Genomic DNA, 25,086 nt, shown 5'->3' with positions numbered 1-25,086 from the left:
CATCGACTACTCCGCCGCGTTCGAGACCGATTGCGCGTCACCCACGGCGCCGGTTGCGGAGGTCTTCTCGGCGGGCGGCTCGGCGCTGGCGACGGTCTTCGTCTCGATGAGGGGCTGGAGGCGCGCCGCGAGCTGCTTGTCGAGATGCTTCGCGTAGGCGCCCTTGAAGTAGCGGTCGCCGGTGCCTCTGCCGTAGAGCCGGTCATGGGCCTGCACCATGCGGCTGACCTCCGGCCGGCAGAGGAATCCGATTACGCCGGCGGCATCGTACCAGCGGCCGGCTTGAGCGAGCCGCGTCGCCTTCGGATTCGCCATCACCGTCTCGGCAAAGCAATCCGTGGCAGCCTGCTCAAGCGGAGCCATCACCGGATGCGGCTTACCGGGGGTGCGCTGCTCCGGCCGCGCCTGGGCGCCCGTCGAGACCAAGAGGACGGCGAGACCGGGGACGAGCAACGCTTTCATCGCGGGTGCCTCGAAGCAGAACTGATTTGCCGAGTATCACCGCAGAATTGAGCCCGGAACAGGGCGATGTGCGTTGCAAAATGAAGCGACGGGCGGGAGCGCCGTGCCCTGTCACCTCGCGGTCACAGAGCGCGCTCCGGACGATTGCGGCTCAGCCGCGCCGTATGGCCGTCCAGCGACCGCTACAGCCGATCGGCCCGTCGCCGGTGCTGCCCCAGCTGCCGCCGCCGGAGCCGTTCGCGGTCAACCGCCCGGAAACCTGCGCGGAATCGGAGCCGCGCGAGATGATGCCCGACACCAGGCCGGCCTTGGTGACGCGGCCGCGGATCGAGACGTCGCCGCCCGGATAGATCGCCTGACCCTTGTAGACCTGGATGGCGTAGCGGTAGGCGCGATCGCACGGGCCGTCCTGCGTGACGACCTCGATGCTCCAGTTGCCGTCGAACTTGTTCGGAACCGCGACCTTGCGCTTGGCGGCATCGGCCGGCGCGCTCAGTACGCCGAGCGACAACGCGGCCACGGTCGCGGCGAGGATCGGTAGTCTCATAGTCAGCCCCTGCTGCACAGCGTTCGTTATGTGCGAACCAAGCGGAAACGCCCGAGGCGAGATGAGGTTTCAGGCTCAAGCTTGCGCCGAAGCGCCGCTCTGTGCCTCGACGAGCAGCGCGAGAAGATCGCAGCCCGCGAAGAGGAAGGCGTCGACCCCCGCAGCCTCGAGCTGCTGCGCATCGGCCGGCTTTCCCGCGAGGTAGACGATCCGTGCTCCGGCTTCCTTGAGGGCTCGCGCGGCCGGCACCACCTGCGTTTCGTAGACGGCGTCTGACGAGCACAGGCAGGCGATCGCGGCGCCGGATTCTCCGAACGCGCGCGCCATGTCTTCGACCTTCTCGAAACCGTCATTGCCGATGGACTCGATGCCGCCGGCGGCGAAAGCGTTGGCGGCGAAGGTTGAGCGTGCGTTGTGGACCGCGACCGGGCCGAGATTGGCCAGGAACACGCTCGGCCGCCTGCCATGCGCCGTCAGATGAGCGTCGGAAGCGTCGCGCAGGGCCTCGAACGGCTCGGCGAGGCGCAGCGAGGGCAGGGCTCCCTCGCCAGGCGCCGCCGCTGGCCTACGCGCGACATCGAGTACGGTGACCGGCTTCTCGGCGAGGAAGGGGAATTCGCTGGCGCCAGTCAGCGGCTCACGCCGGGTCGCGACGCGCTTGGCGCGCGCCTCGCGGATCTCCGAGATGCGGGCCTGGACCTTGCCGGCCTGCAGGCTCGCGAGGATGCCGCCCTCGGCTTCGATCTGCTGGAACGCGGTCCAGGCGCCGTCGGTAAGCGAGGCGGTCAGGGCCTCGAAGCCACCAGCGCCGGCGGCCGGGTCCGAAACCTTGGCGAGGTTCGATTCCTCGATGAGGATGATCTGGCTGTTGCGCACCACCCGGCGCGCGAAGGCGTCCGGCAGGCCGAGGGCGATGGTGTAGGGCAGGGCCGTCACGGAATCGGCACCACCGAGACCAGCCGAGGCAGCGGCCATGCCGGTCCGCAGGATGTTCACGAAGGGGTCGCGCCGCGTCATCATCCGCCACGCGGTCTCGGCATGGACGCGAACAGGCTGCGGATCGAGGCCGCAGGCCTGTTCCACCCGCGCCCAGAGCCGGCGGATGGCGCGGAACTTTGCGATGGTGAGGAACTCGTCGGCATCCGCCACGAGAAGAAGCGAGATCGCGTCGCGGGCGCGCTCGAGCGGGATGCCCTCGGCTTCGAGGGTCCGCAGATAGGCGACGGCGGTCGCGAGAACCGCGGCGAGCTCCTGCACCTCGCTGGCGCCAGCCTCGTGATAGGGGCGTGCATCGGCCAGGGCTACGCGACCGCGATAGCCCTCGAATCCGCGCACGGCCTCGGCGAGCCGGGACTGCCAGCCGGCCGGGGCCCCGCCGCTGGCGGCGAAGACTCCGATCGGGTCGAGGCCGAGATCGATGTCGAGCTCTGCTGGATCGTCGCCGCGTTTCTCGACGAGCGCTTTCAGGTACTCGGCGGTCTCGAAGCCCTGCGAGCCGGCATCGAGGCGGAGCGCGATGATGGTCAGCAGCACCCTGTCGAGCGCCGCGTCGAGATCCGCGGCGCTGCCGATGGGCAGGCCGAAGCCGCGAGCAGCCGGCGCCTCGCGATGCACGAGCGTCAGCGAATCGGCGCCGCCTTCGAGGTCGAGGAGGGCCTGCGCGGCCGCCTTCACGAAATCCGGATGGTCGATCCGCTGCGAGAGGCGCCAGGGGCCGGGGGCACGCACCGGCTGGGCGATCGGCTCCGCGGCGGGATAGAGCGGCTCGATCCGCAGCCCGTCGGCGGTCCTGGAGACCAGACGCTTCTCGAAATCGCCGCCCTTCAGCGCCGCCTGTACGGCCTCGCGCCAACGCTCCTGCGTGGCGGGCTCGAACAGCTCGGCAAGCGGACGGTCTTCCATCGGTCTCGTTACCCCGGCACTGGCATGGCTCGCGGGCTTCGAGGGGCCCGCGACATCGTCAGTAGCCCATGCACTGCCGGGAACGGTGGTGCAATCGCCCGAAAGGCCGATTCAACCTTCAGCCGAACACGATCAGGGCGGCGAAGCCGAGCGAGCCGACGATGATCCGCCACCAGGCGAACAGCCAGAAGCCGTGCTTGGACACGTAGTCGAGCACGCTGCGTACCACGATCAGCGCCGAGACGAAGGCCGCGATGAAGCCGACGACGATGAGGAGGGAATCGTTGGTCGACAGGTTCTTGTAATTGTCGAGCAGGTCCTTGGCGAAGGCGCCGGCCATGGTCGGCATGGCGAGGTAGAACGAGAATTCGGTGGCCGCACGCTTGCTCGCGCCCATCATCATGGCGCCGACGATGGTGGCGCCAGAGCGCGACACGCCGGGAATCATGGCGAGGCACTGGAAGACGCCGATCTTCAGCGCCATCGGCAGGCTGAAATCATAGACGTCGTCCTTGCGCTCGCGGCGCTCCCGACGGACCTCGCGGTCGTCGCCACCCGCGGCATCATCGTGTTGGTAGGGGTCGGTCTCGTCGATCACCAGGAGGACTAGGCCGCCGGCCACCAGCGTCGCGCAGACGATCCACGGATTGAACAGGTAGGCTTTGATCACCTTCGAAAAGAGGCCGCCGATGATCGCCGCCGGGATGAAGGCGAGCAGGATCGAGCCGACGAATCGGCGCGCGCGCGGGTCGTGCGGCAGCGAGGTCGCGATTTTCCAGAGCCGGGAGAAGTAGGCGTAGAGGATCGCGAGCACCGCGCCGAGCTGGATCAGCACCTCGAAGGTGTTGTTCGGCGAGTGGAAGCCGATGAAGTGGCCGATCAGCAGCTGGTGGCCAGTGGAGGAGACCGGGATGAACTCGGTGGCGCCTTCGACCACGGCGAGCACCAGCGCCTTCACCAGGTTTGCGAAATCCATCGGCCTGCCTGCTTTGATCTGTCGTGGGAGTTCCGCCCGTGTTCGCCGGCGCGGAAAACGGTGTTCGTTCTTCGCTTTGCCGTCATCGGACGACGAAAAGGTGGCAGCCGTCGACGTGCTTCCTCGCGACAGTCGTACGTCCGGCAGGCGCCGATCATCCCGATGTCGCCGATCACGGTTGACGTGCGGTTACCGCAGCGGTTTGAGCGTGTTAATGAGGCGGCAACGATCGGGCAATAATCATCGTCCAGCCGCCCGTTCCGCCGGCCTCTCCCGCCAGATTACGGCCTGAATGGCGACGCTGCATCACGCCCCCTTCTGCCCGAACTCCCGCTTCATCCGCTTGGCGCTGGCCGAGATGGGCATGGAGCCCGAGCTCGTGGAGGAACGCCCCTGGGAGCGGCGCGAGGCCTTCCTGGCGCTGAACCCGGCGGGGACGACGCCGGTGCTCCTGGAGCAGACCGGCCTGGTCGTGCCGGGCGCCGGGATCATCGCGGAATATCTCGACGAGACACGCGGGCTCGGCCTCAGCGGCCGGCGGCTCCTGCCGGAGACCACAGCGGCACGCGTCGAGGTCCGGCGCCTGCTCAACTGGTTCCTGGTGAAGTTCGATTCCGAGGTGACCGACTATCTGATCACCGAGAAGATCTACAAGCGCTTCATGAAGACCGAGGAGGGTGGCGGCGCGCCGGACATGGCCGCGATCCGCGCGGCACGGGCCAATGTGCGCTACCATCTGAAGTATATCGGCTACCTGATCGGCCAGCGGCGCTGGATCGCCGGCGACCATATGACGTATGCCGACCTCGCGGCGGCGGCCCACCTGTCCTGCGTGGATTATCTCGGCGACGTGCCATGGGAAGAGGACGAGATGGCGAGGGACTGGTACGCGCGGCTGAAGTCGCGCCCGTCCTTCCGCGCGATCCTCGCCGAGCGGGCCCCGGGCATGGCCCCGGCCGCGCATTACGCGAACCTGGATTTCTGAAACCGAAGGCCGTCCTCTCGGGCCATGCGCTTCGGCAGGTGGTCGAGGACCGTGCGCGCAAGCTCGGATTCGATACCTTCGCGGTCACGCGTCCCGACAGCGTTCCCGGGCTGCCCGACCGGCTCGCACGCTGGCTCGTCGACGGCCATCACGGCGACATGGCCTGGATGGGGGACCGGGCCGATCAGCGCGCGGCACCGTCGGCGCTGTGGGACGACGTGCGCAGCATCGTCATGCTCGGCCTCAACGCCGCGCCGGACCAAGACCCGCTCGACAACCTCGCCCGCAAGGATCGCGGCACCATCGCGAGCTATGCCCAGCGCCGCGACTACCACGAGGTAATCAAGGGCAAGCTCAAGGAGATCGGCGGGCTTCTCTCCGCGCGCAGCGGCCGGCCGGCCAAGGTGTTCGTCGATACGGCGCCGGTGATGGAAAAGCCGCTTGCCGCCGCTGCCGGTCTCGGCTGGCAGGGCAAGCACACGGTGCTGATCTCCCGCGAATTCGGCAACTGGATGCTGCTTGGCGCGATCTATTCCGCGGCCGAGCTCGAGCCGGACGCGCCTGGCCGCGATTCCTGCGGGACCTGCCGGCGCTGCCTCGATATCTGCCCGACCGGCGCCTTTCCCGAGCCCTACCGGCTCGATGCCCGGCGCTGCATCTCATACCTGACCATCGAGCACGCCGGCCCGATCCCCCACGAGTTCCGCGAGGCGATCGGCAACCGCATCTTCGGCTGCGACGACTGCCTCGCGGTGTGCCCCTGGAACAAGTTCGCGGAGCGGGCCGGCGAGGCGAAGATGGCCGTGCGGGCGGACCTCGCCTCACCCTCCCTGGCCGAGCTGGCGCGTCTCGACGATGCGGCGTTCCGTGCCTTCTTCGCCGGGACGCCGGTCAAACGGACCGGACGTGACCGCTTCCTCCGCAACGTGCTCATCGCCATCGGCAATTCGGGTGACCCGGCGCTCGCCGAGGAAGCTGCACGCTGCCTCGATGATCCGGCGCCCGTCGTGCGCGGCGCCGCGGTCTGGGCTTGCGGACAACTGCTGGACGACGACCGGGTCGGGGCACTCCGCGCCATGCATGCGCCTATCGAGCGCGATGCCACCGTTCGCGAGGAATGGCACGCGCTCAACCCTTGCCCGTCTTCCGCAAAGGGAAGAGAGCCTGGCGCAGTGACGTCGCGCCTCTGATCGGACTTCCAGCCGCATGAACCTCTTCGTCTTCGGCCTCGGCTACACGGCGCGGCACTTCGCCGAGCGGGAGCGCCGGCGCTTTGCCCTCATCCGAGGGTCGGTGACGGAAACCGATCGCGCCGAGGCGATCGCCGCCGAGACCGGCTTCGCGATGCGTGCCTCCGGCCCAGAGACGGACGATCCCCGCATTCCCGCCGATCTGGCCGACACGGACGTTCTACTGGTCTCGGCGCCTCCGGGAAAAAGCGGCGACACCGTTCTCGCCCGCTACCGCGGCGCCATCGCCGCGAGCCGGATCTCGTGGATCGGCTACCTCTCGACCATCGGCGTCTATGGCGACCAGGGCGGTGCCTGGATCGACGAGAGCGAGCCGGCCGTTCCGAAGAGCGGGCGTTCCAAGGGGCGACTCGAGGCGGAGGAGGACTGGCTGTCCCTCGGTTACGAGGCCGGCAAGCCCGTGCACGTGTTTCGGCTCTCGGGCATCTACGGGCCGGGCCGCAGCCCGATCACCAAGCTGCGCGAGGGCAGGTCGCAGCGCATCGTCAAGGCGGGCCAGGTCTTCAACCGCATCCATGTCGACGACATCGCGACGGTGCTGGCGGCCTCGATCGAGCGGCCCCGCGGCGGCGCCGTCTACAACGTGACCGACGACGAGCCGACGGCGCCGCAGACCGTGATCGAGCATGCCGCGCGGCTCACGGGCCTGCCGCTGCCGCCGGAGGTCGATTTCGAGACCGCCGATCTCAGCCCGATGGCGCGCAGCTTCTACGGCGAGAACAAGCGGGTGCGGAACGGCCTGATCCGCGACGAGCTCGGCGTCAGGCTGGCCTACCCGACCTATCGCGAGGGGCTCGCCTCGCTGCTCGGCGACGCGAAAGGCTGAGGCTTACTCGGCCGCCGGGAAGCTCAACGAGAGCAGCCGCGCCGTGCGCGTGCGGGCCGCGCCCGTGGTCTCAAACAGGGGCGGCGTCACGCCGATGCTGCGACGCGCATCCTCAAGGGCGGCGTGCACGGCGTCGATGGCGAGGATCAGCGCGCTGAGGACGCGGGTATCAAGCGCGCGCTCGCGCGTTTGGCGCACCACGTCGGCGACGAGGCCGTCCATTTCGCGCCCGATGGCATCGAGCGCGGCCGCATCCGTTGCCGCGCGAACCTCGGCCAGGATCTCGAGCAGCCGGTCGAGCACGCCGTCGACGCGCTCGCGGCGCTTGCGGGCGAGGCGCTGGCCGAGCCAGGCGAAGCCCGAGCCGATCGTGCCGCCGAAGAAGGCGACGAGGTAGACCCAGTCCTCGTAGCGCTGGATGAAGGTCTGCTGCTCGCGCTCGAAATAGTCGACCGCGCCGGGGTGGTTCGGTAGCCGAGCGCTCGTCGCCGTAACGGTGGTTTCGTAGTCGGGTGCCTTGATCTGGTTGGCCAGCGGGGTCGCGGCGGCGAGCCTCGGCCGCCACTCGAACAGGTGTTGCGTCACCGAGGCGACCGCGATCCGGCTCACCGAGCCGCGCGCCATCAGCCGGTAGGAGATGCCGAGCGTCTCGACATCCTCGTCCGGCAAGCTCGGACGGCCGCCGAAGGTGCCAGCCGGGATCGAGATCGGCTGCAGTTCCGGAAACCGCTGGATGATGGCCTTGCCGTCCGGCACGTTGACCAGCGTCACCTTGTGGTCCGGCGACGAAGCACCGACTGCGCGCACCACCGAGACGGCGGCTTTCGAGGCAGGCGCGGCGATCACGGCCACGGCATCGACGCGCTTCTCGTCGAGCGCCGCCTTCACCTCGGAGGCTTTCAGCGGGACGATCCCGACGCGGCCAGCCGCGAGGGTCTTGTCGAGGGCGGCCTCCGAGCTGGTCGCCGGCTCGAAGTCGTAGAACTCGAGCAGGTGATTGATGAAGGCGAGGTCGGCCTTGTGGCGGACGAGAACGCCGAGGCGATGCTTCGAGAGGTCTGTGAAGCTGTCGATGTCGGACGGTTGGGGCGTCGCGACGATCAAGGATTCGTCGTGCAGGACCGCGAGGGTCAGGCCGTTATCCGGCAGCTTCACGTCCGGGCGGACGACGGCGAGGTCGGCGCGATTCTCCTGAAGGGCAACGGCGCTGTCCTCGACGTCGTCGAGCGGCAGCACGTTGAGGCGAATATCCTCGCGGTTGCGTGCCAGCGCCTTAGAGTAGGCCTCAAGCAGCACGGCTTCCGACCCGTCGCGCGGCCCGACGGCGACGGTGAGCGTTGTCGGTCGCGACAGGTAGACGACGGCTCCGGCAACAGCGGCCAGACCGAGGGCGAGCAGAACGAGGAGCCACTCCCGCCTCATGAGGCAGTTGGCCAAGAAGACGGCGACCGAGCGCCGAAGCGACGTGCTATCCATATCCAAGTCATGGATTGGAAACCTGTCCAGATCGTGAAGAACCGATGAATCCCCGGATCGTTGCGCCCGGAGCCCGAGCAAGACCCGCGCCACCGGTGACGGCCCAATGGCTGGAGCGCGTGGCCCTGCACTATCTCGACCGCTACAGCGCGACGCAGGAGATGCTGCGCCGCGTCCTGGCGCGGCGCGTGGCCAAACGTCTGCGCGACCGCGACGAGGAGCCTGGGAGTCATTCCGATCTCATCGAGGAGACGGTGGGGCGCGCCGTGCGCGCCGGCCTGATCAGCGACGAGCGATTCGCTGCCGCTCGGCTTGCGACCCTCCGCCGTCGCGGAGCCTCGACGCGCAAGGCCGGCGCGGCGCTCGCCGCCAAGGGCGTCGATCGCACGGTAGTGGAGGCGGCGCTGGCCGCCGAGGAAGAGGATGCGGAGGACCGCTCGGCCGTCGAAGCGAAAGCCGCTCAGGCCTTCGCGCGCCGCCGCCGTCTCGGTCCCTACCGGAGCCCGGATGCGAGGGAGGCTCACCGCGAGCGCGACCTCGCCGCGATGGCGCGCGCCGGGTTCTCCTACGCGGTGGCCAGGGACGTCGTCGATGCCTCGGAGCGTGATCCCGATCTGTGACGACCCTCGACTTCGCGCCCTCGCGCACCACCTCGCCTTGCGTTGCGCGCGAGCGCCGAAGCTGAGGAGCACCCCATGACCGACCGCCACGCGAGCGCCCACTGGGAAGGCGACGGCAAGTCCGGCAAAGGCACCATCACCACGCAGTCCGGTGTGCTGAGCAACAACCCCTACGGCTTCAACACGCGCTTCGAGAACGAGCCCGGCACCAATCCCGAGGAGCTGATCGCCGCGGCCCATGCGAGCTGCTTCACCATGGCGCTCGCCTTCCAACTCCAGGCGGCGGGCCTGAAGGCCGATTCGCTCGACACCAAGGCAGTGGTGACGCTGGCGAAGGACGGAGACGGCTTCAAGGTCACCAAGTCTGCGCTCACGCTGAACGCCAAGATTCCCGGCATCGATAAGGCGAAGTTCGACGAGCTGACCTACAATGCCAAGACCGGTTGCCCGATCTCGAAACTGCTCACAGCAGAAGTCACGCTGCAGGCGACGCTGGCCTGATTGATCCTTGTGTACGTGGGTTGCGGGGCCGCACGGCGGAACCCGCGATCCACGTCTGGCTGCGACGCCGAGGCTGGCCATCAATTCCCGAGTGCATGGCGCTCCGTCGGCCTGCACCGTCAGGGTCGGGATTGGCCCACGGCCGATGGGCTGATCCGTCGCAGCCGTCTCAACCGCCAATCCCATCGATCGATCGCCCGCAACCTTGTTCCAGCCCACGCGAACGTTCATGTTACGTTCGATGGATGAAATCCTTGCGAAGAAGCTGCGCATCCTTGCAGACGCGGCCAAATACGATGCGTCTTGCGCCTCCTCGAATGCGCCGAAGCGATCGGCTGGAAAGGACGGGCTCGGCTCGACGACCGGTGCCGGCATCTGCCACGCCTATACGCCGGATGGCCGCTGCGTTTCGCTGCTGAAGATCCTGCTGACGAACTACTGCCTGTTCGACTGCGTCTATTGCGTGAACCGTCGCTCCTCGAACGTGCGTCGCGCCCGTTTCTCGGTCGACGAGGTCGTGACGCTCACGGTCGAGTTCTACAAGCGCAACTACATCGAGGGGCTGTTTCTCTCCTCCGGCATCATCCGCTCGCCCGATTACACGATGGAGCAGATGACACTGGTGGCGAAGAAGCTCAGGCGCGACCACGGCTTCCGCGGTTACATTCACCTGAAGTCGATTCCCGAGGCGAGCCCGTGGCTCGTCGAGGAGGCCGGCCTTTTTGCCGACAGGCTCTCGATCAATCTCGAGCTGCCGACCGAGGCGAGCCTCGCGCGGCTGGCGCCTGAGAAGAGCGGCGCCACCATCGAGACGGCCATGGGCCGGATCGGTGAGCGGATCAGCCAGGCCCGGGCCGAGAAGCGGCGGTTCTCGCCAGCCGGGCAATCAACGCAGGTGATCGTCGGGGCAGATGCCACCGACGATTCCGCGATGATCACCAAGAGCGCCATGCTCTATGGGTCCTACGGCCTCTCGCGCGTCTATTACTCGGCGTTCAGCCCGATCCCCGACGCCTCCGTAACCCTTCCGCCTCAGGCGCCGCCGTTGAAGCGCGAGCACCGGCTCTACCAGGCCGACTGGATGCTTCGGTACTACAAGTTCACTGCGCCCGAGGTCGCCGAGGCGACCGATGGCGGCATGCTCGCCCTCGACATCGATCCGAAGCTTGCCTGGGCGCTGAAGAACCGCCATCTCTTCCCCGTCGACGTGAACCGGGCCGACCGCGAGATGCTGTTGCGCGTACCGGGTCTCGGTACGCGGGCGGTGGATGCGATCATCAAGGCGCGTCGGCACACGTCCCTGCGGCTCGACGATGTCTCGCGTCTGACCTCCGGCCTGAAGCGGGCGCGCGAGTTCCTGGTCGCCGAGGACTACAGGCCCGGCGCGACGAGCCAGCGGCTCGATCTCCGGGCAAAGCTCGCCGAGCCGGCGCAGCAGCTGAGCCTGTTCTGAGATGTCGACATCTCCAACCGCCCTGACGGTGCGGCTGCCGGGCTCTCCGTGAGATGGGTCGCAGCCGGTCATCCCATCGATCCCCTCATCCTTCGACGCCCGACACCCCCTCGCGGGATGAGGCTGTGAGTGGGAGTGTGGAGGCTGGTGTGCAGGTCGCCATGCTCTCCGAAGGGGCCGACCTCGCCGGCTTCCGCAGGGCAACCCGCCGCCTCGTCGCAGCCGGGGTTCCGCCGGAGCGGATCGTCTGGGAGATCGGCGAGGCCACCAGCCTGTTCGGCGCCGGCGCGGACCCCTCGGACGGGCCACCGCTGCAGCTTCCGCGCGCCGTCGGCGAGTTGATCCCGATGGTCGTGCCGCACAGCGACCCGGAACGCTACGCCCTGCTCTACACCCTGATCTGGCGGGCGACCCAGGGGGAGCGCGCCCTGCTCGACGTGGCGAGCGATCCGCTGGTTCACCGACTCCACCTGATGCGGAAGGCCATCGGGCGTGATCTGCACAAGATGCACGCCTTCCTGCGATTCCGCCGTGTCGAGGCTGGACCGCCGGAGCGGTTCGCGGCGTGGTTCGAGCCCGAGCACCATATTCTGGAGGCGGCCGCGCCCTTCTTCGTCGAGCGGTTCCGTTCCTTCGCCTGGACCATCCTGACGCCGGAGGGCTCGGTACATTGGGATACCGACACGTTGCGCTTCGGGCCGCCCGGCCGCCGCGAGGACGTGCCGGATGGCGACGGCTTCGAGGCGGGTTGGCGCGACTACTACGAGAGCACGTTCAACCCGGCCCGGCTCAACCTCGACGCCATGCGTGCCGAGATGCCGAAGAAGTACTGGCGGAACATGCCGGAGACCGCCGCCATTCCCCGGCTGGTACGCGATGCCGCGATGCGGACGTCGCAGATGATTGAGAGGGGACCGCAGATGCCTGTGAAGCGCGATCCGGTGAAGGCCGTGGCCGCCATGTCCGACCAGAACCCGACGTCCCTCGACGAACTCAACGCCATCATCCAGCGCTCGGAGCCGCTGGTGCCGGGCGCGACGCAGGCGGTGCTCGGCGAAGGACCGATCGGCGCGCCGATCGCCTTCGTCGGCGAGCAGCCCGGCGACCAGGAGGATCTGCAGGGACGGCCCTTCGTCGGCCCGGCGGGACAGCTCTTCTCCCGGGCGATGGAGCAGGCCGGCCTGACGCGCGGGGACGTCTACGTCACGAATGCGGTGAAGCACTTCAAGTTCACGCTGCGCGGCAAGCGTCGCATCCACGAGAAGCCGACGGCCGGCGAGGTGAGCCACTATCGCTGGTGGCTCGACCGCGAGCTGGAATTCGTGCAGCCGAAGATCGTGGTGGCGCTCGGCGCGACGGCGGTCCTGGCGCTTGCCGGCAAGGCCGTGCCGATCACACGCAATCGCGGCCCGTTTGAGTTCGGCGGCAAGCCGTTTCAGGGCTTCATCACCGTCCACCCCTCCTACCTGCTCAGGCTGCCGGACGAAGAGGCGAAAGCCATGGCCTATGAGGGGTTCGTGGACGATCTGCGCCGAATCGGCGATCTCGCGGCCTGAGCCGGGACCGGTCGCCTACTCGGCGGCCCCCTTCCAGGGCATGATCTTGCGCATGGTCCGCATCTGCTGATCGGTGGTCTCGTTCTTGGCCTCGACGGCCTTGATCTCGTCGGTATGCGCCAGCTTCAGCTTGACCTTCATCACCTTGCGGGCCTGATCGGCCGGCATGGCGCCGATCGGCACCATCATGGCGAGCAGCTGGAAGCGGGTCTTCTTGTCGACGAAGCGTGAGTGCTTCACGTCTTCGAACTCGCTCATGCGATGGTTTTTCTGCGAGTTGCCGACGAAGACCTTCGGGCCGGCCGGCATCACGACGATGTCGCCGGGGCGTAGGGTCTTGTCTTCGAGAATTGCCTTGGTCGGATTGTCCTGGATGGCTTTCTGGTCCACCGGCTGCTTGCCGCTAATCTCCTCGGTAATGCTCTCGGCGCGAGGCAGGGCGGCATAGCGGGTCTTCACCCGCAGGGCGCGGCGGCGCTCGGTGCGCTGGCGCCGATAGACGGAACGGTCGGCATAATCGTGGGAGGGTGCCACCGCAGGGGCCGGCGCAGCCTGGCGCTGCCCGCCGAACAGCATCTCGAAGAAGCCACCCTCTTGCGCGTTCACGCCGACGGCTGTCGTGAGCAGCAGGCTCGCCGAAACGACGCCCAAGGCAAAGGCACGCGGCGTGCGGCCGGTTCGGTACAAGCTCATGGTGGTTCCCCGCTGCTCCGCCAAGCTGGGCCGATATCGGCTCAACGGGAGCGTCTGCGACGGGTTCCTTCCGGGCTCACACGATCTCTGAAATTTCCATGAACGGCCCCGTCCACGGCAGGCGAGCGGCGAGGTGGAAGCCTCGCCGCTCTGACAGGGTTAGTAGGCTGCGCGGCCGTTGGTGTAGCGCCCGCCAATCGAGCCGGTCACCACGTCGTCCGCAGCCCCGGTAACGCCGCCGACGACACCACCTACCGCAGTGCCGACCCCGTTGATCGTGCCGCCGACCACATTCCCGACGCCGCCGACGAGACTGCCGCCCTGTGCTGGACGCGGGTCGATATGCGCGCCGAAGACGTTGAGCGTGCCGTCGTCGTTATAGCCGGTTGCGCGCTCGCCGTAGCCTGCGGTGCGGCCTTCATAACCGTAGCCATTGCCGAGGACCTGCGCGGAGGCCGGGGCGGCAGCGAGGCCGATGCCCATGGAGGCGGCTGCGATCACGGTCTTCATGCGATTGTTCATGGTGAACTCCACTAGTGACGGGGCCGAGCCAACCGCGGACCGGTCTCCGGCGCTTCCCGTCGTTGCGTGGGTTCGATCTGGTGAAGTGAGATCTTGCGACAAGGCACGCTTTGTCGCAGTGCAGCATCGTTATTTTTCAGATGTTTGGCGAACCGAATGCAGCTTAGTGCAGACCAGCGTCTGTAAGATTGAAAGTCCTCGAGAGAACAGAAGCGGTTCCCATTGCTCAGCTTGACCGCTGATTGTGCCGTGCACAATCGCACATGGCTTGATCACCGACCTGCGGATACGAAAACGGCGGTGCCTGCGCCCCGCCGCTTTCAGTCCGAATCTTACGGGGAAGCTCAGCCGCCCTTGCTCGGGTCGTCGGCCGGATTGAGATAGTCAACGCCGAACGGGCCTGAGCCGTTGACCTGCAGCTCGACAGGCTCGCCCGTCGTCCACAGCGCATGCGGCATCAGCTCCGGCAGGTAGACGAAACCGCCTGTCCGCAGCCCCTTGCCCTTCATCTTGTCGACCGTCTTGCCGTGCTGGTGAACGATCGAGCCGCTGAGGATCGTCAGCGTCTCGGGCTTCGAGTGGGTATGCGGCGCGATCAGCGTGTTGGCCGGAAACTTCAACCGGATCGCGAAGGGGCCGGGCTTCGAGGGATCGCCGGAGAGAACGGCGAGCTCCGTGCCCTTCGGCAGGTTCTTCGGCCCGGGCCCGTATTTGACGGAGGCCGCATCGGGCGTTTCCACCAGGTGATCGCCGGCGAGGGCAGGCCCACCGAGGAGGAGCGTGGCGAGCAGGGTGGCTTGGACGTGCTTCCTCATCCTGACCTCTTCTTGTTGTGTCGGGAGGGAAGACAATGCCGCGTGTGACGAGACGCCTCAAGCCGTCGCTTCAATGCCTGACCGTTACGGTGGCGTGCGCGCGCTCGGCCCTCTAGACATGGCCTCGATCCGCGCACGAGTTCCAGCCGCATGACCGTCGAGCAAGACCAGCAGCCCTTGAAACCCGTCGGGGAGGGCGATCAGGTCATCCTGGTTGATGGCTCGTCCTTCATCTTCCGCGCGTATTTTCAGTCGATCAACCAGGACCAGAAGTACAACACCCGCCCCTCGGATGGCCTGCCCACCGGCGCGGTGCGGCTGTTCTGCACGAAGATCGCCCAGTTCCTCCAAGATGGCGCGGCCGGCTGCAGGCCGACCCATCTCGGCATCGTCTTCGACAAGTCGGAGAAGTCGTTCCGCAAGGAGCTGTACACCGACTACAAGGCGCACCGCCCCGACGCGCCGGACGATCTCAAGCGGCAGATGCCGCTGATGCGCGACGCGGTGCGCGCTTTCGGCCTGCATGCCATCGAGATGGAGCGCTACGAGGCCGACGACCTGATCGCGACCTATGCCCGCCAGGCCGAGGCGCGGGGTGCCGGCGTCATCATCGTGTCCTCCGACAAGGACCTGATGCAGCTCGTCTCGGACAAGATCCGGTTCTACGATTTCGAATCCGGCTCGAAGGGCAAGCCGGGCTACCGGCCCGAGCGCAACCTCGACTCCGAGGCCATCGTCGCGAAGTGGGAGGGGCTTTCGCCGTCCCAGATCGGCGACGCGCTCGCGCTCATCGGCGACACCTCAGACAACGTGCCCGGCGTGCCGGGTATCGGCCTGAAGACTGCCGCCGCACTGATCAAGGAGTATGGTGGCCTGGAGCCGCTGTTGGAGCGCGCGGCCGAGATCAAGCAGCCGAAGCGCCGCGAGACACTGCTCGCCAACATCGATCAGGCCCGGCTCTCGCGAAAGCTCGTGGCACTGGTCGAGGATGTCGAGGTGCCGGTGGCGCTGGACGAGCTCGGCGTGCCGGAGCCGGACCCGCAGAAGCTCGTCGGCTTCCTGAAGGCGATGGAGTTCAACACGCTCACCCGCCGCATCGCCGACATGCTGCACGTCGACCCGGAGAAGGTGAAGCCGGACCCGGCCCTCGCACCGGGTGCGCGGGACGCGGGCGACGAGGCCCCCTTCGACGATCCGGAGACCGCCGCTGCGGGCGGCGAGCGGGCCCCCGGCGAGGCGCCGCCCGACGTCGACCCCTTCGCGGACCTCGACCTGCCCGATGCTCCGGCCAAGAAGCGCGGGCCGGCCGAGCCAACACCCTCGAACGTCGTCGCCGCGCGCGCCGCGGAGGCGGTGAAGCCGTTTGACCGGGACGCCTACGAGACCGTCCTCAGCCGCGAACAGCTCGATGCCTGGATCGCAGAGGCCTTCGAGGCTGGCATCGTCGCCGTCGACACCGAGACCGACGCGCTCGATGCGCAGCGGGCCGGGCTCGTCGGCGTCTCGCTCTGCATCGGCGCGGGGCGCGCGGCCTATATCCCGCTCGCCCATGTCCAGGCGGCGGGCGGCGGCGACCTGTTCGGAGGCAAGGACGCCTCCAGCATCACCGAGCCGGTCCCGGGCCAGATCCCGCTCAAGGAGGCGATCGCGGCGCTGAAGCCCCTGCTGGAAGATCCCGGTACGCTGAAGATCGGCCAGAACATCAAGTACGACCTGTCGGTGCTCGCGCGCTACGGCATCGACGTGGCGCCCTTCGACGACACCATGCTGATCTCCTACGTGCTCGACGCCGGAAAGGGCGGGCACGGCATGGACGAGCTCTCGAAGCGCCATCTCGGGCACACGCCGATCACCTTCTCCGAGGTCGCCGGCACCGGCCGCAACAAGATCACCTTCGAGCGCGTGCCGCTCGACAAGGCCACGGCCTATGCCGCCGAGGATGCCGACGTCACCTACCGTCTCTGGCGGATGATGAAGCCGCGCCTCGTCGCCGAGCGCCGCGTCACCGTCTACGAGACCCTGGAACGGCCACTGGTCGCGGTGCTCGCCCGCATGGAGGCGGAGGGTATCCGCATCGACCGCGACCTGCTCAGCCGCCTCTCCGGCGACTTCTCCCAGACGCTCGCGCGGCTGGAGGAGGAGATCCAGGAGGATGCGGGGGAGAAGTTCCAGGTCGGCTCGCCGAAGCAGATCGGCGACATCCTGTTCGGCAAGATGGGCCTACCCGGCGCCAAGAAGACGCCGTCCGGGCAGTGGGCTACGCCTGCGACCCTGCTCGAAGAACTCGCGCAGGGAGGCCATGAGCTCCCGAAGAAGATTCTGAACTGGCGCCAGCTCTCGAAGCTGAAATCGACCTATACCGACACGCTGCAGGAGCACGCGGACCGCGAGACCAACCGCATCCACACCTCCTTCGCGCTCGCCGCGACCACCACCGGCCGGCTCTCGTCATCGGAGCCCAACCTGCAGAACATCCCGATCCGCACGGAGGAGGGCAGGCGCATCCGCAAGGCCTTCGTGGCGCCGGAGGGCACGCGGCTGATCTCGGCCGACTACAGCCAGATCGAGCTCAGGCTGCTCGCCCACATCGCCGACATCCCGCAATTGCAGGAGGCCTTCGAGCAGGGGCTCGACATTCACGCGGCGACGGCGAGCGCGATGTTCGGCGTGCCCCTCGACCAGATGACCGGCGACCTGCGCCGGCGCGCCAAGACGATCAATTTCGGCATCATCTACGGCATCTCGGCCTTCGGCCTCGCCGACCGGCTCGGCATCGGCCGCGAGGAGGCCGGCGCCTTTATCAAGCAGTATTTCGAGCGCTTCCCCGGCATCCGCGACTACATCGACAGCACGAAGAGGTCCTGCCGCGAGCACGGCTACGTGAAAACGCTGTTCGGCCGCGTCTGCCACTACCCGCAGATCCGCTCCAACAACCCGAACGAGCGCGCCTCGGTGGAACGCCAGGCCATCAACGCCCCGATCCAGGGCACGGCCGCCGACATCATCCGCCGGGCCATGATCCGCATGGAGGCCGCGCTCAAGGCCGAACGGCTCAACGTGCGCATGCTGCTGCAGGTGCACGACGAGTTGGTCTTCGAGGCGCCAGAGGAGGAGATCGACAAGGCGATCCCAGTGATCCAGCGAGTGATGGTCGAGGCCCCGGCCCCGGCGGTGTCCCTCAAGGTGCCGCTGGTGGTGGAGGCGCGGGCGGCTGGGAATTGGGATGAGGCGCATTAAATCAAAATAAGAGCCGCCAGTCTCTTTGGATGCAAAGGCCAGATATTGTGCTAAATGCGGATCGGATTGTATCGCTGATATCCGCATTGGCTGCATCAATTGCAGCGATTGCTGCGGTTTGGAACGTCAGCGAAGTCAACAAGCAGCGTGAGACTACATTTCGCCCTGAGCTCGTTTTTTCACGGTTGGATTTCTCGGGTAAACCAATAACAAAAGACAACCCTGTACCCCTAAGTTGGCAGCCGATAGCAGAAAAAGTTTCCAGTGCTGAGAACAGCGATTTTTCGTCCTGCCTGAGAATTACCAACGTTGGCCTGGGCGCCGCCAAGAACGTGAAGATCGAGTGGTCCTTTGAATTTGATCGAATGGCTGCTTATATTGATGTCTTATCTCAAATGTCAAATTATGACTTACGTATTATTAAGAATGGAAATTTCCATGCCCTTGAAATTCGCAAAGATATTAAACTTGGATTCAATAAAAATGGAGAATTTACTCAGAATGTCGGATACATTTTGAATGGAACGCAGAGCCCGTCAGTTTGCGGTGCGATTATTCCGACATCTTACAAAGTAATTGTATCTTCAATTTTTTTATTGTCTGCAAAGACGGGTAATTTTTCAGATTTCGACAATATACCAGATTTGAAAGCTAAATTGTCGTATGAAGACATTGGAGGAAGTTCTTTTTCAACATTTCATATTTTCGGGATCAAAGTCAATGGAGTTGGGGAGAGTTTTGCTATTGGTTCAGTAGTAGAAAAACCGCTCTAAACTTCCAGGCTGCTATTCAAGCAGTTCATAGCCGATCCCGCCCGCTTTCTTGGCCTTGAGGTGCTCGCCTCAGGAGGGGCTCGAAGGAGACCTTCGAGGCTGCCGTTGAACGCCAGCACCTCAGGATGAGGGAACGGCTGGGATGGCCCAGTCTGCACCCGCGCGCGTTCCACCGGCGTCGCACCGCTGCTAAACCCCCAATGACATGCCCCACACCGTCGCAGCCCTCTACCAGTTCGTTTCCCTGCCCGACGCCGCCGCGTTGCAGGCGCCGTTGCAGGCGCTCTGCGAGTCGCTCGGGATCACCGGCACGCTGCTGCTGGCGGGGGAGGGGATCAACGGCACCGTCGCGGGCTCGGCCGAGGCGATCGACGCCTTTCTGGCGGAGCTTCGCAGCGGCCCGCTGCTCGGCGGCCGGCTCGACAATCTCGAATGCAAGCTCTCGACCGCCGAGGCGCCGCCCTTCCGCCGGCTCAAGGTGAAGCTGAAGCCCGAGATCGTCACTTTCGACGGCGGCCGCACCGATCCGACGCGCGGAGCCGGCGAGACCGTCGCGCCCGAGGACTGGAACGCGCTGTTGGCGCGGCCGAACCTGCTCCTCGTTGATACCCGCAACGCCTTTGAGGTGGCGCTCGGCACGTTCGAGGGCGCGGTCGATCCCGGCACCCGGACGTTCTCGGAGTTTCGCGCCTTCGCGGACGGGCTCGATCCGGCCGAGCAGAAGGAGGTCGCGCTGTTCTGCACCGGCGGCATCCGCTGCGAGAAGGCCGGGGCCTATCTCAAGGAGCGCGGCTTCGCGCATGTCCACCTGCTCAAGGGCGGCATCCTGAAATACCTCGAGACCGTGCCCGAGGCCGAGAGCCGCTGGCGCGGCGACTGCTTCGTCTTCGACGAGCGCGTCGCGCTGGGCCACGGGCTGGAGGAGCGTCCTGGGCATACCCCGGAAGAGACGCGTTAGAGCCGGATCCTTCCGCCCTCGCCACGGACCTGGCCTAGCAGGGGGCGGCGGGGCAGCGTCACGCTGGAGGCCCAGGCTACCATGCCTCGGATCGCCTCCTCGCCCTGTAGGCAAGGATCGGCCGCCGCACCGCAACTTGACAAAAATCCTATTCTATGATTGTTTGCGGCCACTCGCCTCCCGGACTTTCGGGGTGCGCAACCGGTGACCGACCGGAGGCGTGATGGGAGGCGGGGCGGTGCCTGCGGTGGGGGTTCGGTCCCCTCGCTCCGGGCGGCCGGTTCGGCGAGACGCCGCTCTCGGACAGGGCACGGTTAGCGATTACGCGCACCGGGAGGAAATGACCGGTCCCGTGACCCGACTCTGGGACGTGCGAGTGAACTGCGGCGCTGCTCACTACGGGGCAGTAGGCTGGGACAGACCCTTTTGTGGCAACCCGGGGCATCACGACCCGGAAACGTCTACTCGCAGGCCGAATTCGGTTGGAGACACCGCGACGAAAAACCGGCCGACGGCTCCGATCCTGGGGCCGCCTGCCGCGGGACGCCGGGGGACCGTCGTTTCTAATGCAAGCTTGCCGTGGTTCCACGGCGTCCCGCGTCACCCCATGCCTCCGGAGCGCACCGCTCGCGGAGACGCCGGCGCTCGTCTCGGATAAAATGGGCCTGCAGCAGGACGAGCGAGACCCGATGACCGACGACCCGCATGGCCGCATCGACCGCCTCGAAATCCGCCTCACCGAGCAGGAGGCGACGATCGAGGATCTCAACGCGACGATCACGGCCCAGTGGAAGAAGATCGACGCGCTGGTGCGCGTTGTGCAGCGCCTCGAGGCCCAGATCGAGGAGGCCTCCGCCCGCGGCGCCACCGGCGGCGCCGAGCCGCCGCCCCCGCATTACTGAGTCGCACCGCTGCGGCGCTTGCAGAACGGAGACGTTTTTCGTAACGCTCCCCGCGTGGTCGGGGCGGTTAGCTCAGTTGGTAGAGCGTCTCGTTTACACCGAGAATGTCGGCGGTTCGAGCCCGTCACTGCCCACCACCATCCTTCCCCAGGACCGAAGACGCGACCGAAACCGTACCAATTGGCGGTTCTGCGTCACCCGGCACAATCAAACCTCAGGTCTGAACGAATTGGTGACGGTTGCCGGATGACAGTTACGGTGGATCGAAGGAACCTCCGTTCATGCTGCCCCGACCTCATCGCAGCCCGAAAGACAGCTACCAGGCTGGCGATCTGGATTTCGATTCGCTCATCCTGCGCATCCGCCGCCTCGCGGCCCATCGCGGCTACGATCGCGATGCGCTCCTGAGCCCGATGCTGAAGCGGCTCATCCCCGCTGGCAGGCTCTCCGGCGATGCACTCGCCGACACCGCCGAGCTGCGCAAGCGCCTGCGCGGCGCTGCGCTCGACCAGAAGTCGTTGGCTTACCTCACGGAATCCGTCGAGATCGAGCTCGACTTCGCGCGACTGCGGCTGAGCTGACGCGCCATCGCGGCTGGGCTGCCCGCTGAGCGACACTGTTTGGCCCGCGCACGCTCCTCGACGCCACCGGGGCACGCCCGACGCCTCCCGGATACCGCCGATGCGCACTACATTCCGCTGCGCTCTGCCGATGCGATCGGCAAGGGCGCTGCGGCCGGGGCCGCGATCACCTGAGGCCGACATGCCGTTCCTCAAGGAAGAACGCCCCGATTGGGAGCGCGACGGCCACGATTGGCCAAACCGGGCCGCGAGCCGTTTCGTCGAGGCCGGCACGTTGCGCTGGCACGTGCAGGAATTCGGTGCACGCCAGGCACCTGTGCTGCTGCTCCTTCACGGCATCGGCGCGGCCACGCATTCCTGGCGGACACTCGCGCCGCTCCTCGCCAAGGACTTCCGCGTCATCGCGCCGGATCTGCCTGGCCATGGTTTCAGCGACCCGCTGCCCGCGGAAGACCTCTCCCTTCCAGGGATCGCGAGGGCGGTTGCCGGGCTGCTGCGCACGCTCGACGTCCCACTGGCCGTGGCGGCAGGACATTCCGCCGGGGCCGCCTTGCTCTGCCGGATGTGCCTCGATGGCACGATCGACCCGCGCTTGCTCATCGCCTTGAACGGGGCGCTGGCGCCATCGCCCGGAGCCGCGAGCCGCCTGTTCCCGCCCATGGCGCGGATGCTGTTTCGCAATGCGGTCACGCCGAAATTGCTCGCCTGGGTCGCCGATCGCGCGGCGGTGAAGCGGCTCATCGACCGCACCGGCTCACGCCTCGATGCGACCGGGCTGGATCTCTACAAGCTTCTCCTCGCCAGATCCGGTCACGTCGCCGGTGCGCTGGGGATGATGACGAACTGGGATCTCGAAGCCCTCGGCCAGGATCTGCCGGCGCTGAAGCAGCACCTGTTGCTCGTCGTCGGCAGCGAGGATCGTGCGATCCTGCCTGAGACCGGTTTTGCGGTGCGTGACCGGCTGCGGGATGCCCGCGTTGAACTGATGAGCGGGTTGGGGCACCTGGCCCACGAGGAAGCCCCGGAACGCGTCGCCGAACTGCTGGTCCGAGAGGCGCGGTCCGTGAGCGTCCTGGCGCCGGGTGGCGCTGAGGCGTGATTGAGCGATTCTGCCTGGTTCGAGCGCCGCGCGCTTGGAGGGGCAGCGGGTTCCTGACACGGCATATGGCGGTACGGTGCCGCCTCGGCGCCCACTGCTCCAGAGTCATTGCATTCAAGAGCTCGGCAGCCTTGCCTGTGCTGCCGTGTCTCTGGTAAGGGCACCGTCTTTCCGCGATGCGTGATCTGCCATCGCCGGGGCGCCCTCGCGGCATCCCGTTCCTCACGATACCCAAACGACAGGCGGCCGGGCAGCCCGCGCCGAGTGAACATCGATGAAGATCCGCAACTCGCTCAAGTCGCTCCGCGGCCGTCACCGCGACAACCAGCTCGTGCGCCGGAAGGGCCGCGTCTACGTCATCAACAAGACCCAGAAGCGCTTCAAGGCTCGCCAGGGCTGAACCGCTTCGCCGATGCCGCGCCCGCGTGTCACGTGGGCGCGTTGACGGCAGGGCCCGCGGCGTGACAGCCTCGGGACGATGATGCTTGCGCGAACCGGCACTTCGGCCCTCTCCCGCGTCCTGCTCGCCGTCGGATTGACGGCGATGTCGGCAGGGCCGCTCCTTGCCGCTGGGCCCAAGCCAACGCCGGAGCAGGAGCGCAAGGCGCATCCTCCGGTCTCTCTCGACGACCTCTATGCCCGCCTCAAGGAAGCGGACGATCCCGCCGAGGCCAAGGGTATCGCCGGGCTCATCGAGCGACGCCTTGCACGCTCGGGAAGCGCGACCGTCGACCTTTTGACCGAGCGCGCCCGCGAGGCGATGGCCGGCAACGACCTGCCACTCGCCGTCGAATTGATGGATCGGGCCATGGCCCTGGAGCCATCGTGGTCTGAGGGCTGGAGCCGGCGCGCCACGCTGTTCTGGCGGCTATCCGACTCGTCGAGCGCCATCGCAGATCTTGAACGTGCCCTGGTGCTTGAGCCCCGCCATTTCGAGGCCTGGGCCGCGCTCGGCAAGCTCTACCTCGCTGATGACGACAAGCGCCGCGCCCTGGACGCCTTTCGTCGGGCCCAGGCGATCTATCCGCAATGGGATGTGCTGAAGACGGCGATCGATCGCCTAGCGCCCGACGTCGACGGGCGCGATCTCTGAGCTGGCTGCGCGGCTGCCCGAGCGCGCTACCGCAAACAAGGCTCGACCGACCTTGCGAGGCGAGGCCGAAGCAATCCAAGTCACCATAAGCCACCTCGGCCTATCGTGCTGGATTGCTTCGCTACGCTCGTCGTACGCGGTGATGGGCCGAAAACAGCCCTACACCTGTGCCGCGTGGTCGCGAGTCACGTGGGCGATCCGCACCATGTTCGTGGCACCGGGCGAGCCGAACGGCACACCCGCCACGACAATCACCTGATCCCCGACGGCCGCGAATTCCTCACGGATCGCGAATTTGGCGGCGCGGAACGCCATGTCGTCGACGTCGCTGGCATCCTTCGTGACGATCGGGTGTGTGCCCCAGACCATGGCCAGACGCCGGGCGGTTTCGCGCTTCGGCGTCAGTGCGATGATGCTGGCGTTCGGCCGCGAGCGCGCGAGCCGCTGCACGGTGGAGCCGGAGCTCGTCCAAGCCATGACGGCACGGAGGTTCAAGGCCTCGACGATCTGATGCGTCGCCGCCGCGATGGCATCGGAGTCGGTTGCCTCGGGCTCTGACCGCTGAGCGGTCAGGATCGTCCAGTACAGGGCGTCGCGCTCGACCTGTTCGGCGATGCGGCTCATCATGAGGATCGCCTCGACCGGATAGGCACCGGCCGCGCTCTCCGCCGAGAGCATCACCGCGTCGGCACCTTCGTACACGGCGGTCGCCACGTCGGAAACCTCGGCGCGCGTCGGCACCGGTGCCGTAATCATCGATTCGAGCATCTGCGTCGCGACGACAACCGGCTTGCCGAGCCGGCGCGCGCCGCGGGTGATCCGCTTCTGAACGCCCGGCACCTGCTCCAGGGGCATCTCGACGCCGAGATCGCCGCGGGCGACCATGATGCCGTCGGAGACCTCGATGATCTCGTCGAGGCGGGTGAGCGCCTGCGGCTTCTCAATCTTGGCCATGATCAAGGCGCGGCCAGCGGCGATAGCCTTGACCTCGGCGATGTCCTCGGGGCGCTGCACGAAGGAGACGGCGATCCAATCGGCTCCGGCGGCGAGCCCGGCCTCGAGATCGGCACGGTCCTTGTCCGTCATCGCCGGCACCGGCAGCACCGTATGCGGCAGCGAAACGCCCTTGCGGTTCGAGATCCGGCCGCCGACGTCGACCCGCGTGACCGCACGACCCTCGCTCACCTCGGTGACCTGTAGCCTGAGCTTGCCGTCATCGATGATCACGGCGTGTCCCGGCTCGACCGCAGCGAGAATCTCCGGATGCGGAAGGTAGACACGGTTGACGTCGCCGAGCGTCGGATCGCTGTCGAGAACGAAGGTCGCGCCTTGCTCGATCTGTGCGGAGCCTTCAGCGAAAGTGCCGAGGCGCAGCTTCGGGCCCTGCAGGTCTACCAGGATCGCGATCGGCCGCTTGGCCTCGCGCTCGATGGTCCGGATGACCTCGACCTTTTCAGGCAGTTTCTCCCGGGCCAAGTGGCTCATGTTGAGCCGAAAGACGTCGGCGCCGGCATGAAACAGCTTTGCGATCATCTCCGGCGTGTCGGAGGCCGGGCCCAACGTGGCAACGATCTTGGTACGGCGTGCGCGCTTCACTCTGGCTTCCTCCATGCCCGTTCTAGGACCCGGCGGAGGTCGTTGCGACCGCGGGAACGGCCCGGCACTGAAGCGGTGCAAGCGCACCTGCGGCCGGACAAGGACGTGGGCGCCACAAGACCTGTCGCAGGGTCCGCGTCAAGGTGCTGTGCCCGTATCGACAGCACGGTCTGCCGCCGAATGAGGGGCGTTGCTGGCTCTGCGCGGCGTCTTCAGTCCGGAAATACGCTGCCCGGACAGGACGTATGAACCCGTGCTCGATC

25 protein-coding genes and 1 tRNA gene are annotated in these 25,086 nt (G+C 66.9%); 17 read left to right on the top strand and 9 right to left on the bottom strand.

The genetic code is table 11. The features are described 5' to 3' along the window. Positions 1 to 6: 6 nt before the first annotated feature. From MGN01_RS15995 to MGN01_RS15980, 4 genes are all read right to left on the bottom strand, one after another. On the bottom strand, positions 7 to 462 hold the full coding sequence (locus MGN01_RS15995; RefSeq protein ID WP_147047827.1) for a hypothetical protein: 456 nt from the start codon (positions 460 to 462) through the stop codon (positions 7 to 9). A gap of 151 nt (positions 463 to 613) precedes the next feature. Continuing rightward, the gene (locus tag MGN01_RS15990; RefSeq protein WP_147047826.1) at positions 614 to 1,009 is read right to left on the bottom strand and encodes a hypothetical protein; all 396 of its coding nucleotides are present in this window, start codon (positions 1,007 to 1,009) and stop codon (positions 614 to 616) included. 75 nt (positions 1,010 to 1,084) lie between these two features. Next, complete coding sequence (locus MGN01_RS15985) at positions 1,085 to 2,911, bottom strand: methylmalonyl-CoA mutase family protein (RefSeq protein ID WP_147047825.1); 1,827 nt, start codon at positions 2,909 to 2,911, stop codon at positions 1,085 to 1,087. Positions 2,912 to 3,029: 118 nt separating this feature from the next. Further along, positions 3,030 to 3,887, bottom strand: a complete 858-nt coding sequence (locus MGN01_RS15980; protein WP_147047824.1) for an undecaprenyl-diphosphate phosphatase — start codon at positions 3,885 to 3,887, stop codon at positions 3,030 to 3,032. Positions 3,888 to 4,179: 292 nt separating this feature from the next. Here MGN01_RS15980 and MGN01_RS15975 point away from each other — a divergent pair, with 292 nt between their 5' ends. Genes MGN01_RS15975 through MGN01_RS15965 form a run of 3 tightly spaced genes read left to right on the top strand, consistent with a single transcriptional unit; the run spans position 4,180 to position 6,948 of the window. Then, entirely contained in the window at positions 4,180 to 4,872 is a 693-nt protein-coding gene (locus tag MGN01_RS15975; RefSeq protein WP_147047823.1) for a glutathione S-transferase family protein, read from the top strand. 38 nt (positions 4,873 to 4,910) lie between these two features. Beyond that, positions 4,911 to 6,062: a tRNA epoxyqueuosine(34) reductase QueG gene (queG, locus tag MGN01_RS15970; protein ID WP_238258506.1), complete on the top strand. Its 1,152-nt coding sequence runs from the start codon at positions 4,911 to 4,913 to the stop codon at positions 6,060 to 6,062. Between the two features lie 16 nt (positions 6,063 to 6,078). Next, on the top strand, positions 6,079 to 6,948 hold the full coding sequence (locus MGN01_RS15965) for an SDR family oxidoreductase (RefSeq protein ID WP_147047822.1): 870 nt from the start codon (positions 6,079 to 6,081) through the stop codon (positions 6,946 to 6,948). A 3-nt stretch (positions 6,949 to 6,951) separates the two neighbouring features. Here MGN01_RS15965 and MGN01_RS15960 read toward each other — a convergent pair whose 3' ends face one another. Continuing rightward, positions 6,952 to 8,370: a TAXI family TRAP transporter solute-binding subunit gene (locus MGN01_RS15960; protein ID WP_147047821.1), complete on the bottom strand. Its 1,419-nt coding sequence runs from the start codon at positions 8,368 to 8,370 to the stop codon at positions 6,952 to 6,954. A 98-nt stretch (positions 8,371 to 8,468) separates the two neighbouring features. Between MGN01_RS15960 and MGN01_RS15955 the strand changes: the two genes are divergently transcribed. From MGN01_RS15955 to MGN01_RS15940, 4 genes are all read left to right on the top strand, one after another. Further along, positions 8,469 to 9,044 carry a RecX family transcriptional regulator gene (locus tag MGN01_RS15955; RefSeq protein ID WP_147047820.1) on the top strand — a complete coding sequence of 192 codons (576 nt, stop codon included), beginning with the start codon at positions 8,469 to 8,471 and terminating at the stop codon, positions 9,042 to 9,044. Between the two features lie 75 nt (positions 9,045 to 9,119). Beyond that, a complete protein-coding gene (locus MGN01_RS15950) occupies positions 9,120 to 9,545 on the top strand; it encodes an OsmC family protein (protein ID WP_147047819.1) in 426 nt (141 codons plus the stop codon). Between the two features lie 241 nt (positions 9,546 to 9,786). After that, complete coding sequence (locus MGN01_RS15945) at positions 9,787 to 10,998, top strand: putative DNA modification/repair radical SAM protein (protein ID WP_147047818.1); 1,212 nt, start codon at positions 9,787 to 9,789, stop codon at positions 10,996 to 10,998. Positions 10,999 to 11,159: 161 nt separating this feature from the next. After that, positions 11,160 to 12,554, top strand: a complete 1,395-nt coding sequence (locus tag MGN01_RS15940) for a UdgX family uracil-DNA binding protein (protein WP_170246016.1) — start codon at positions 11,160 to 11,162, stop codon at positions 12,552 to 12,554. Positions 12,555 to 12,569: 15 nt separating this feature from the next. On the opposite strand, the gene MGN01_RS15935 is transcribed toward MGN01_RS15940, so the two are convergent. The 3 genes from MGN01_RS15935 to MGN01_RS15925 all read right to left on the bottom strand — a co-directional run bounded on the left by MGN01_RS15935 (position 12,570) and on the right by MGN01_RS15925 (position 14,584). Next, positions 12,570 to 13,247, bottom strand: coding sequence for a hypothetical protein (locus tag MGN01_RS15935; protein ID WP_147047816.1), 678 nt, complete (start codon positions 13,245 to 13,247; stop codon positions 12,570 to 12,572). A gap of 159 nt (positions 13,248 to 13,406) precedes the next feature. Further along, positions 13,407 to 13,769, bottom strand: a complete 363-nt coding sequence (locus MGN01_RS15930; RefSeq protein ID WP_147047815.1) for a hypothetical protein — start codon at positions 13,767 to 13,769, stop codon at positions 13,407 to 13,409. Between the two features lie 344 nt (positions 13,770 to 14,113). Next, positions 14,114 to 14,584, bottom strand: coding sequence for a cupin domain-containing protein (locus MGN01_RS15925; RefSeq protein ID WP_147047814.1), 471 nt, complete (start codon positions 14,582 to 14,584; stop codon positions 14,114 to 14,116). 150 nt (positions 14,585 to 14,734) lie between these two features. Between MGN01_RS15925 and polA the strand changes: the two genes are divergently transcribed. The 10 genes from polA (at position 14,735) to MGN01_RS15880 (ending at position 23,227) form a co-directional block, all read left to right on the top strand. After that, positions 14,735 to 17,821 (top strand): DNA polymerase I, encoded by a 3,087-nt coding sequence (polA, locus tag MGN01_RS15920; protein ID WP_147047813.1) that lies wholly within the window; start codon positions 14,735 to 14,737, stop codon positions 17,819 to 17,821. 86 nt (positions 17,822 to 17,907) lie between these two features. Beyond that, the gene (locus tag MGN01_RS15915) at positions 17,908 to 18,594 is read left to right on the top strand and encodes a hypothetical protein (RefSeq protein ID WP_147047812.1); all 687 of its coding nucleotides are present in this window, start codon (positions 17,908 to 17,910) and stop codon (positions 18,592 to 18,594) included. A 205-nt stretch (positions 18,595 to 18,799) separates the two neighbouring features. Then, a complete protein-coding gene (gene trhO / locus MGN01_RS15910) occupies positions 18,800 to 19,552 on the top strand; it encodes an oxygen-dependent tRNA uridine(34) hydroxylase TrhO (RefSeq protein ID WP_147047811.1) in 753 nt (250 codons plus the stop codon). A 689-nt stretch (positions 19,553 to 20,241) separates the two neighbouring features. Continuing rightward, entirely contained in the window at positions 20,242 to 20,454 is a 213-nt protein-coding gene (locus MGN01_RS15905; RefSeq protein WP_147047810.1) for a SlyX family protein, read from the top strand. 61 nt (positions 20,455 to 20,515) lie between these two features. Continuing rightward, positions 20,516 to 20,591, top strand: a tRNA-Val gene (locus MGN01_RS15900). A 144-nt stretch (positions 20,592 to 20,735) separates the two neighbouring features. Further along, positions 20,736 to 21,035 carry a hypothetical protein gene (locus tag MGN01_RS15895; RefSeq protein WP_147047809.1) on the top strand — a complete coding sequence of 100 codons (300 nt, stop codon included), beginning with the start codon at positions 20,736 to 20,738 and terminating at the stop codon, positions 21,033 to 21,035. A 39-nt stretch (positions 21,036 to 21,074) separates the two neighbouring features. Next, a complete protein-coding gene (locus MGN01_RS24410) occupies positions 21,075 to 21,209 on the top strand; it encodes a hypothetical protein (protein ID WP_280178548.1) in 135 nt (44 codons plus the stop codon). 7 nt (positions 21,210 to 21,216) lie between these two features. Next, positions 21,217 to 22,134: an alpha/beta fold hydrolase BchO gene (gene bchO, locus MGN01_RS15890; RefSeq protein WP_147047808.1), complete on the top strand. Its 918-nt coding sequence runs from the start codon at positions 21,217 to 21,219 to the stop codon at positions 22,132 to 22,134. A 274-nt stretch (positions 22,135 to 22,408) separates the two neighbouring features. Continuing rightward, positions 22,409 to 22,534, top strand: coding sequence for a type B 50S ribosomal protein L36 (gene ykgO, locus MGN01_RS15885; RefSeq protein ID WP_003601867.1), 126 nt, complete (start codon positions 22,409 to 22,411; stop codon positions 22,532 to 22,534). Between the two features lie 144 nt (positions 22,535 to 22,678). Continuing rightward, positions 22,679 to 23,227 (top strand): tetratricopeptide repeat protein, encoded by a 549-nt coding sequence (locus MGN01_RS15880; protein ID WP_373319227.1) that lies wholly within the window; start codon positions 22,679 to 22,681, stop codon positions 23,225 to 23,227. A gap of 159 nt (positions 23,228 to 23,386) precedes the next feature. Here MGN01_RS15880 and pyk read toward each other — a convergent pair whose 3' ends face one another. After that, positions 23,387 to 24,823 (bottom strand): pyruvate kinase, encoded by a 1,437-nt coding sequence (gene pyk / locus MGN01_RS15875; RefSeq protein WP_147047807.1) that lies wholly within the window; start codon positions 24,821 to 24,823, stop codon positions 23,387 to 23,389. Positions 24,824 to 25,086 lie beyond the last annotated feature (263 nt).

Origin of the sequence: Methylobacterium gnaphalii, from assembly GCF_007992215.1 — a bacterium.
GTDB lineage: Bacteria > Pseudomonadota > Alphaproteobacteria > Rhizobiales > Beijerinckiaceae > Methylobacterium > Methylobacterium gnaphalii.
Note: the sequence above shows the minus strand (reverse complement) of the source record. Positions and strands in the feature narration are given on the sequence as shown.

Excerpts from the sequence above, each read along its gene's own strand:
- MGN01_RS15955 (WP_147047820.1), top strand. The coding sequence starts at position 8,469 with ATGAATCCCCGGATCGTTGCGCCCGGAGCCCGAGCAAGACCCGCGCCA.
- MGN01_RS15905 (WP_147047810.1), top strand. The coding sequence starts at position 20,242 with ATGACCGACGACCCGCATGGCCGCATCGACCGCCTCGAAATCCGCCTC.
- MGN01_RS15930 (WP_147047815.1), bottom strand. The coding sequence starts at position 13,769 with ATGAACAATCGCATGAAGACCGTGATCGCAGCCGCCTCCATGGGCATC.
- MGN01_RS15980 (WP_147047824.1), bottom strand. The coding sequence starts at position 3,887 with ATGGATTTCGCAAACCTGGTGAAGGCGCTGGTGCTCGCCGTGGTCGAA.
- MGN01_RS15960 (WP_147047821.1), bottom strand. The coding sequence starts at position 8,370 with ATGAGGCGGGAGTGGCTCCTCGTTCTGCTCGCCCTCGGTCTGGCCGCT.
- MGN01_RS15935 (WP_147047816.1), bottom strand. The coding sequence starts at position 13,247 with ATGAGCTTGTACCGAACCGGCCGCACGCCGCGTGCCTTTGCCTTGGGC.
- MGN01_RS15985 (WP_147047825.1), bottom strand. The coding sequence starts at position 2,911 with ATGGAAGACCGTCCGCTTGCCGAGCTGTTCGAGCCCGCCACGCAGGAG.
- MGN01_RS15965 (WP_147047822.1), top strand. The coding sequence starts at position 6,079 with ATGAACCTCTTCGTCTTCGGCCTCGGCTACACGGCGCGGCACTTCGCC.
- MGN01_RS15975 (WP_147047823.1), top strand. The coding sequence starts at position 4,180 with ATGGCGACGCTGCATCACGCCCCCTTCTGCCCGAACTCCCGCTTCATC.
- MGN01_RS15995 (WP_147047827.1), bottom strand. The coding sequence starts at position 462 with ATGAAAGCGTTGCTCGTCCCCGGTCTCGCCGTCCTCTTGGTCTCGACG.
- MGN01_RS15940 (WP_170246016.1), top strand. The coding sequence starts at position 11,160 with ATGCTCTCCGAAGGGGCCGACCTCGCCGGCTTCCGCAGGGCAACCCGC.
- MGN01_RS15990 (WP_147047826.1), bottom strand. The coding sequence starts at position 1,009 with ATGAGACTACCGATCCTCGCCGCGACCGTGGCCGCGTTGTCGCTCGGC.
- MGN01_RS15895 (WP_147047809.1), top strand. The coding sequence starts at position 20,736 with ATGCTGCCCCGACCTCATCGCAGCCCGAAAGACAGCTACCAGGCTGGC.
- polA (WP_147047813.1), top strand. The coding sequence starts at position 14,735 with ATGACCGTCGAGCAAGACCAGCAGCCCTTGAAACCCGTCGGGGAGGGC.
- MGN01_RS15925 (WP_147047814.1), bottom strand. The coding sequence starts at position 14,584 with ATGAGGAAGCACGTCCAAGCCACCCTGCTCGCCACGCTCCTCCTCGGT.
- ykgO (WP_003601867.1), top strand. The coding sequence starts at position 22,409 with ATGAAGATCCGCAACTCGCTCAAGTCGCTCCGCGGCCGTCACCGCGAC.
- MGN01_RS15880 (WP_373319227.1), top strand. The coding sequence starts at position 22,679 with ATGTCGGCAGGGCCGCTCCTTGCCGCTGGGCCCAAGCCAACGCCGGAG.
- MGN01_RS15945 (WP_147047818.1), top strand. The coding sequence starts at position 9,787 with ATGGATGAAATCCTTGCGAAGAAGCTGCGCATCCTTGCAGACGCGGCC.
- trhO (WP_147047811.1), top strand. The coding sequence starts at position 18,800 with ATGCCCCACACCGTCGCAGCCCTCTACCAGTTCGTTTCCCTGCCCGAC.
- MGN01_RS15950 (WP_147047819.1), top strand. The coding sequence starts at position 9,120 with ATGACCGACCGCCACGCGAGCGCCCACTGGGAAGGCGACGGCAAGTCC.
- bchO (WP_147047808.1), top strand. The coding sequence starts at position 21,217 with ATGCCGTTCCTCAAGGAAGAACGCCCCGATTGGGAGCGCGACGGCCAC.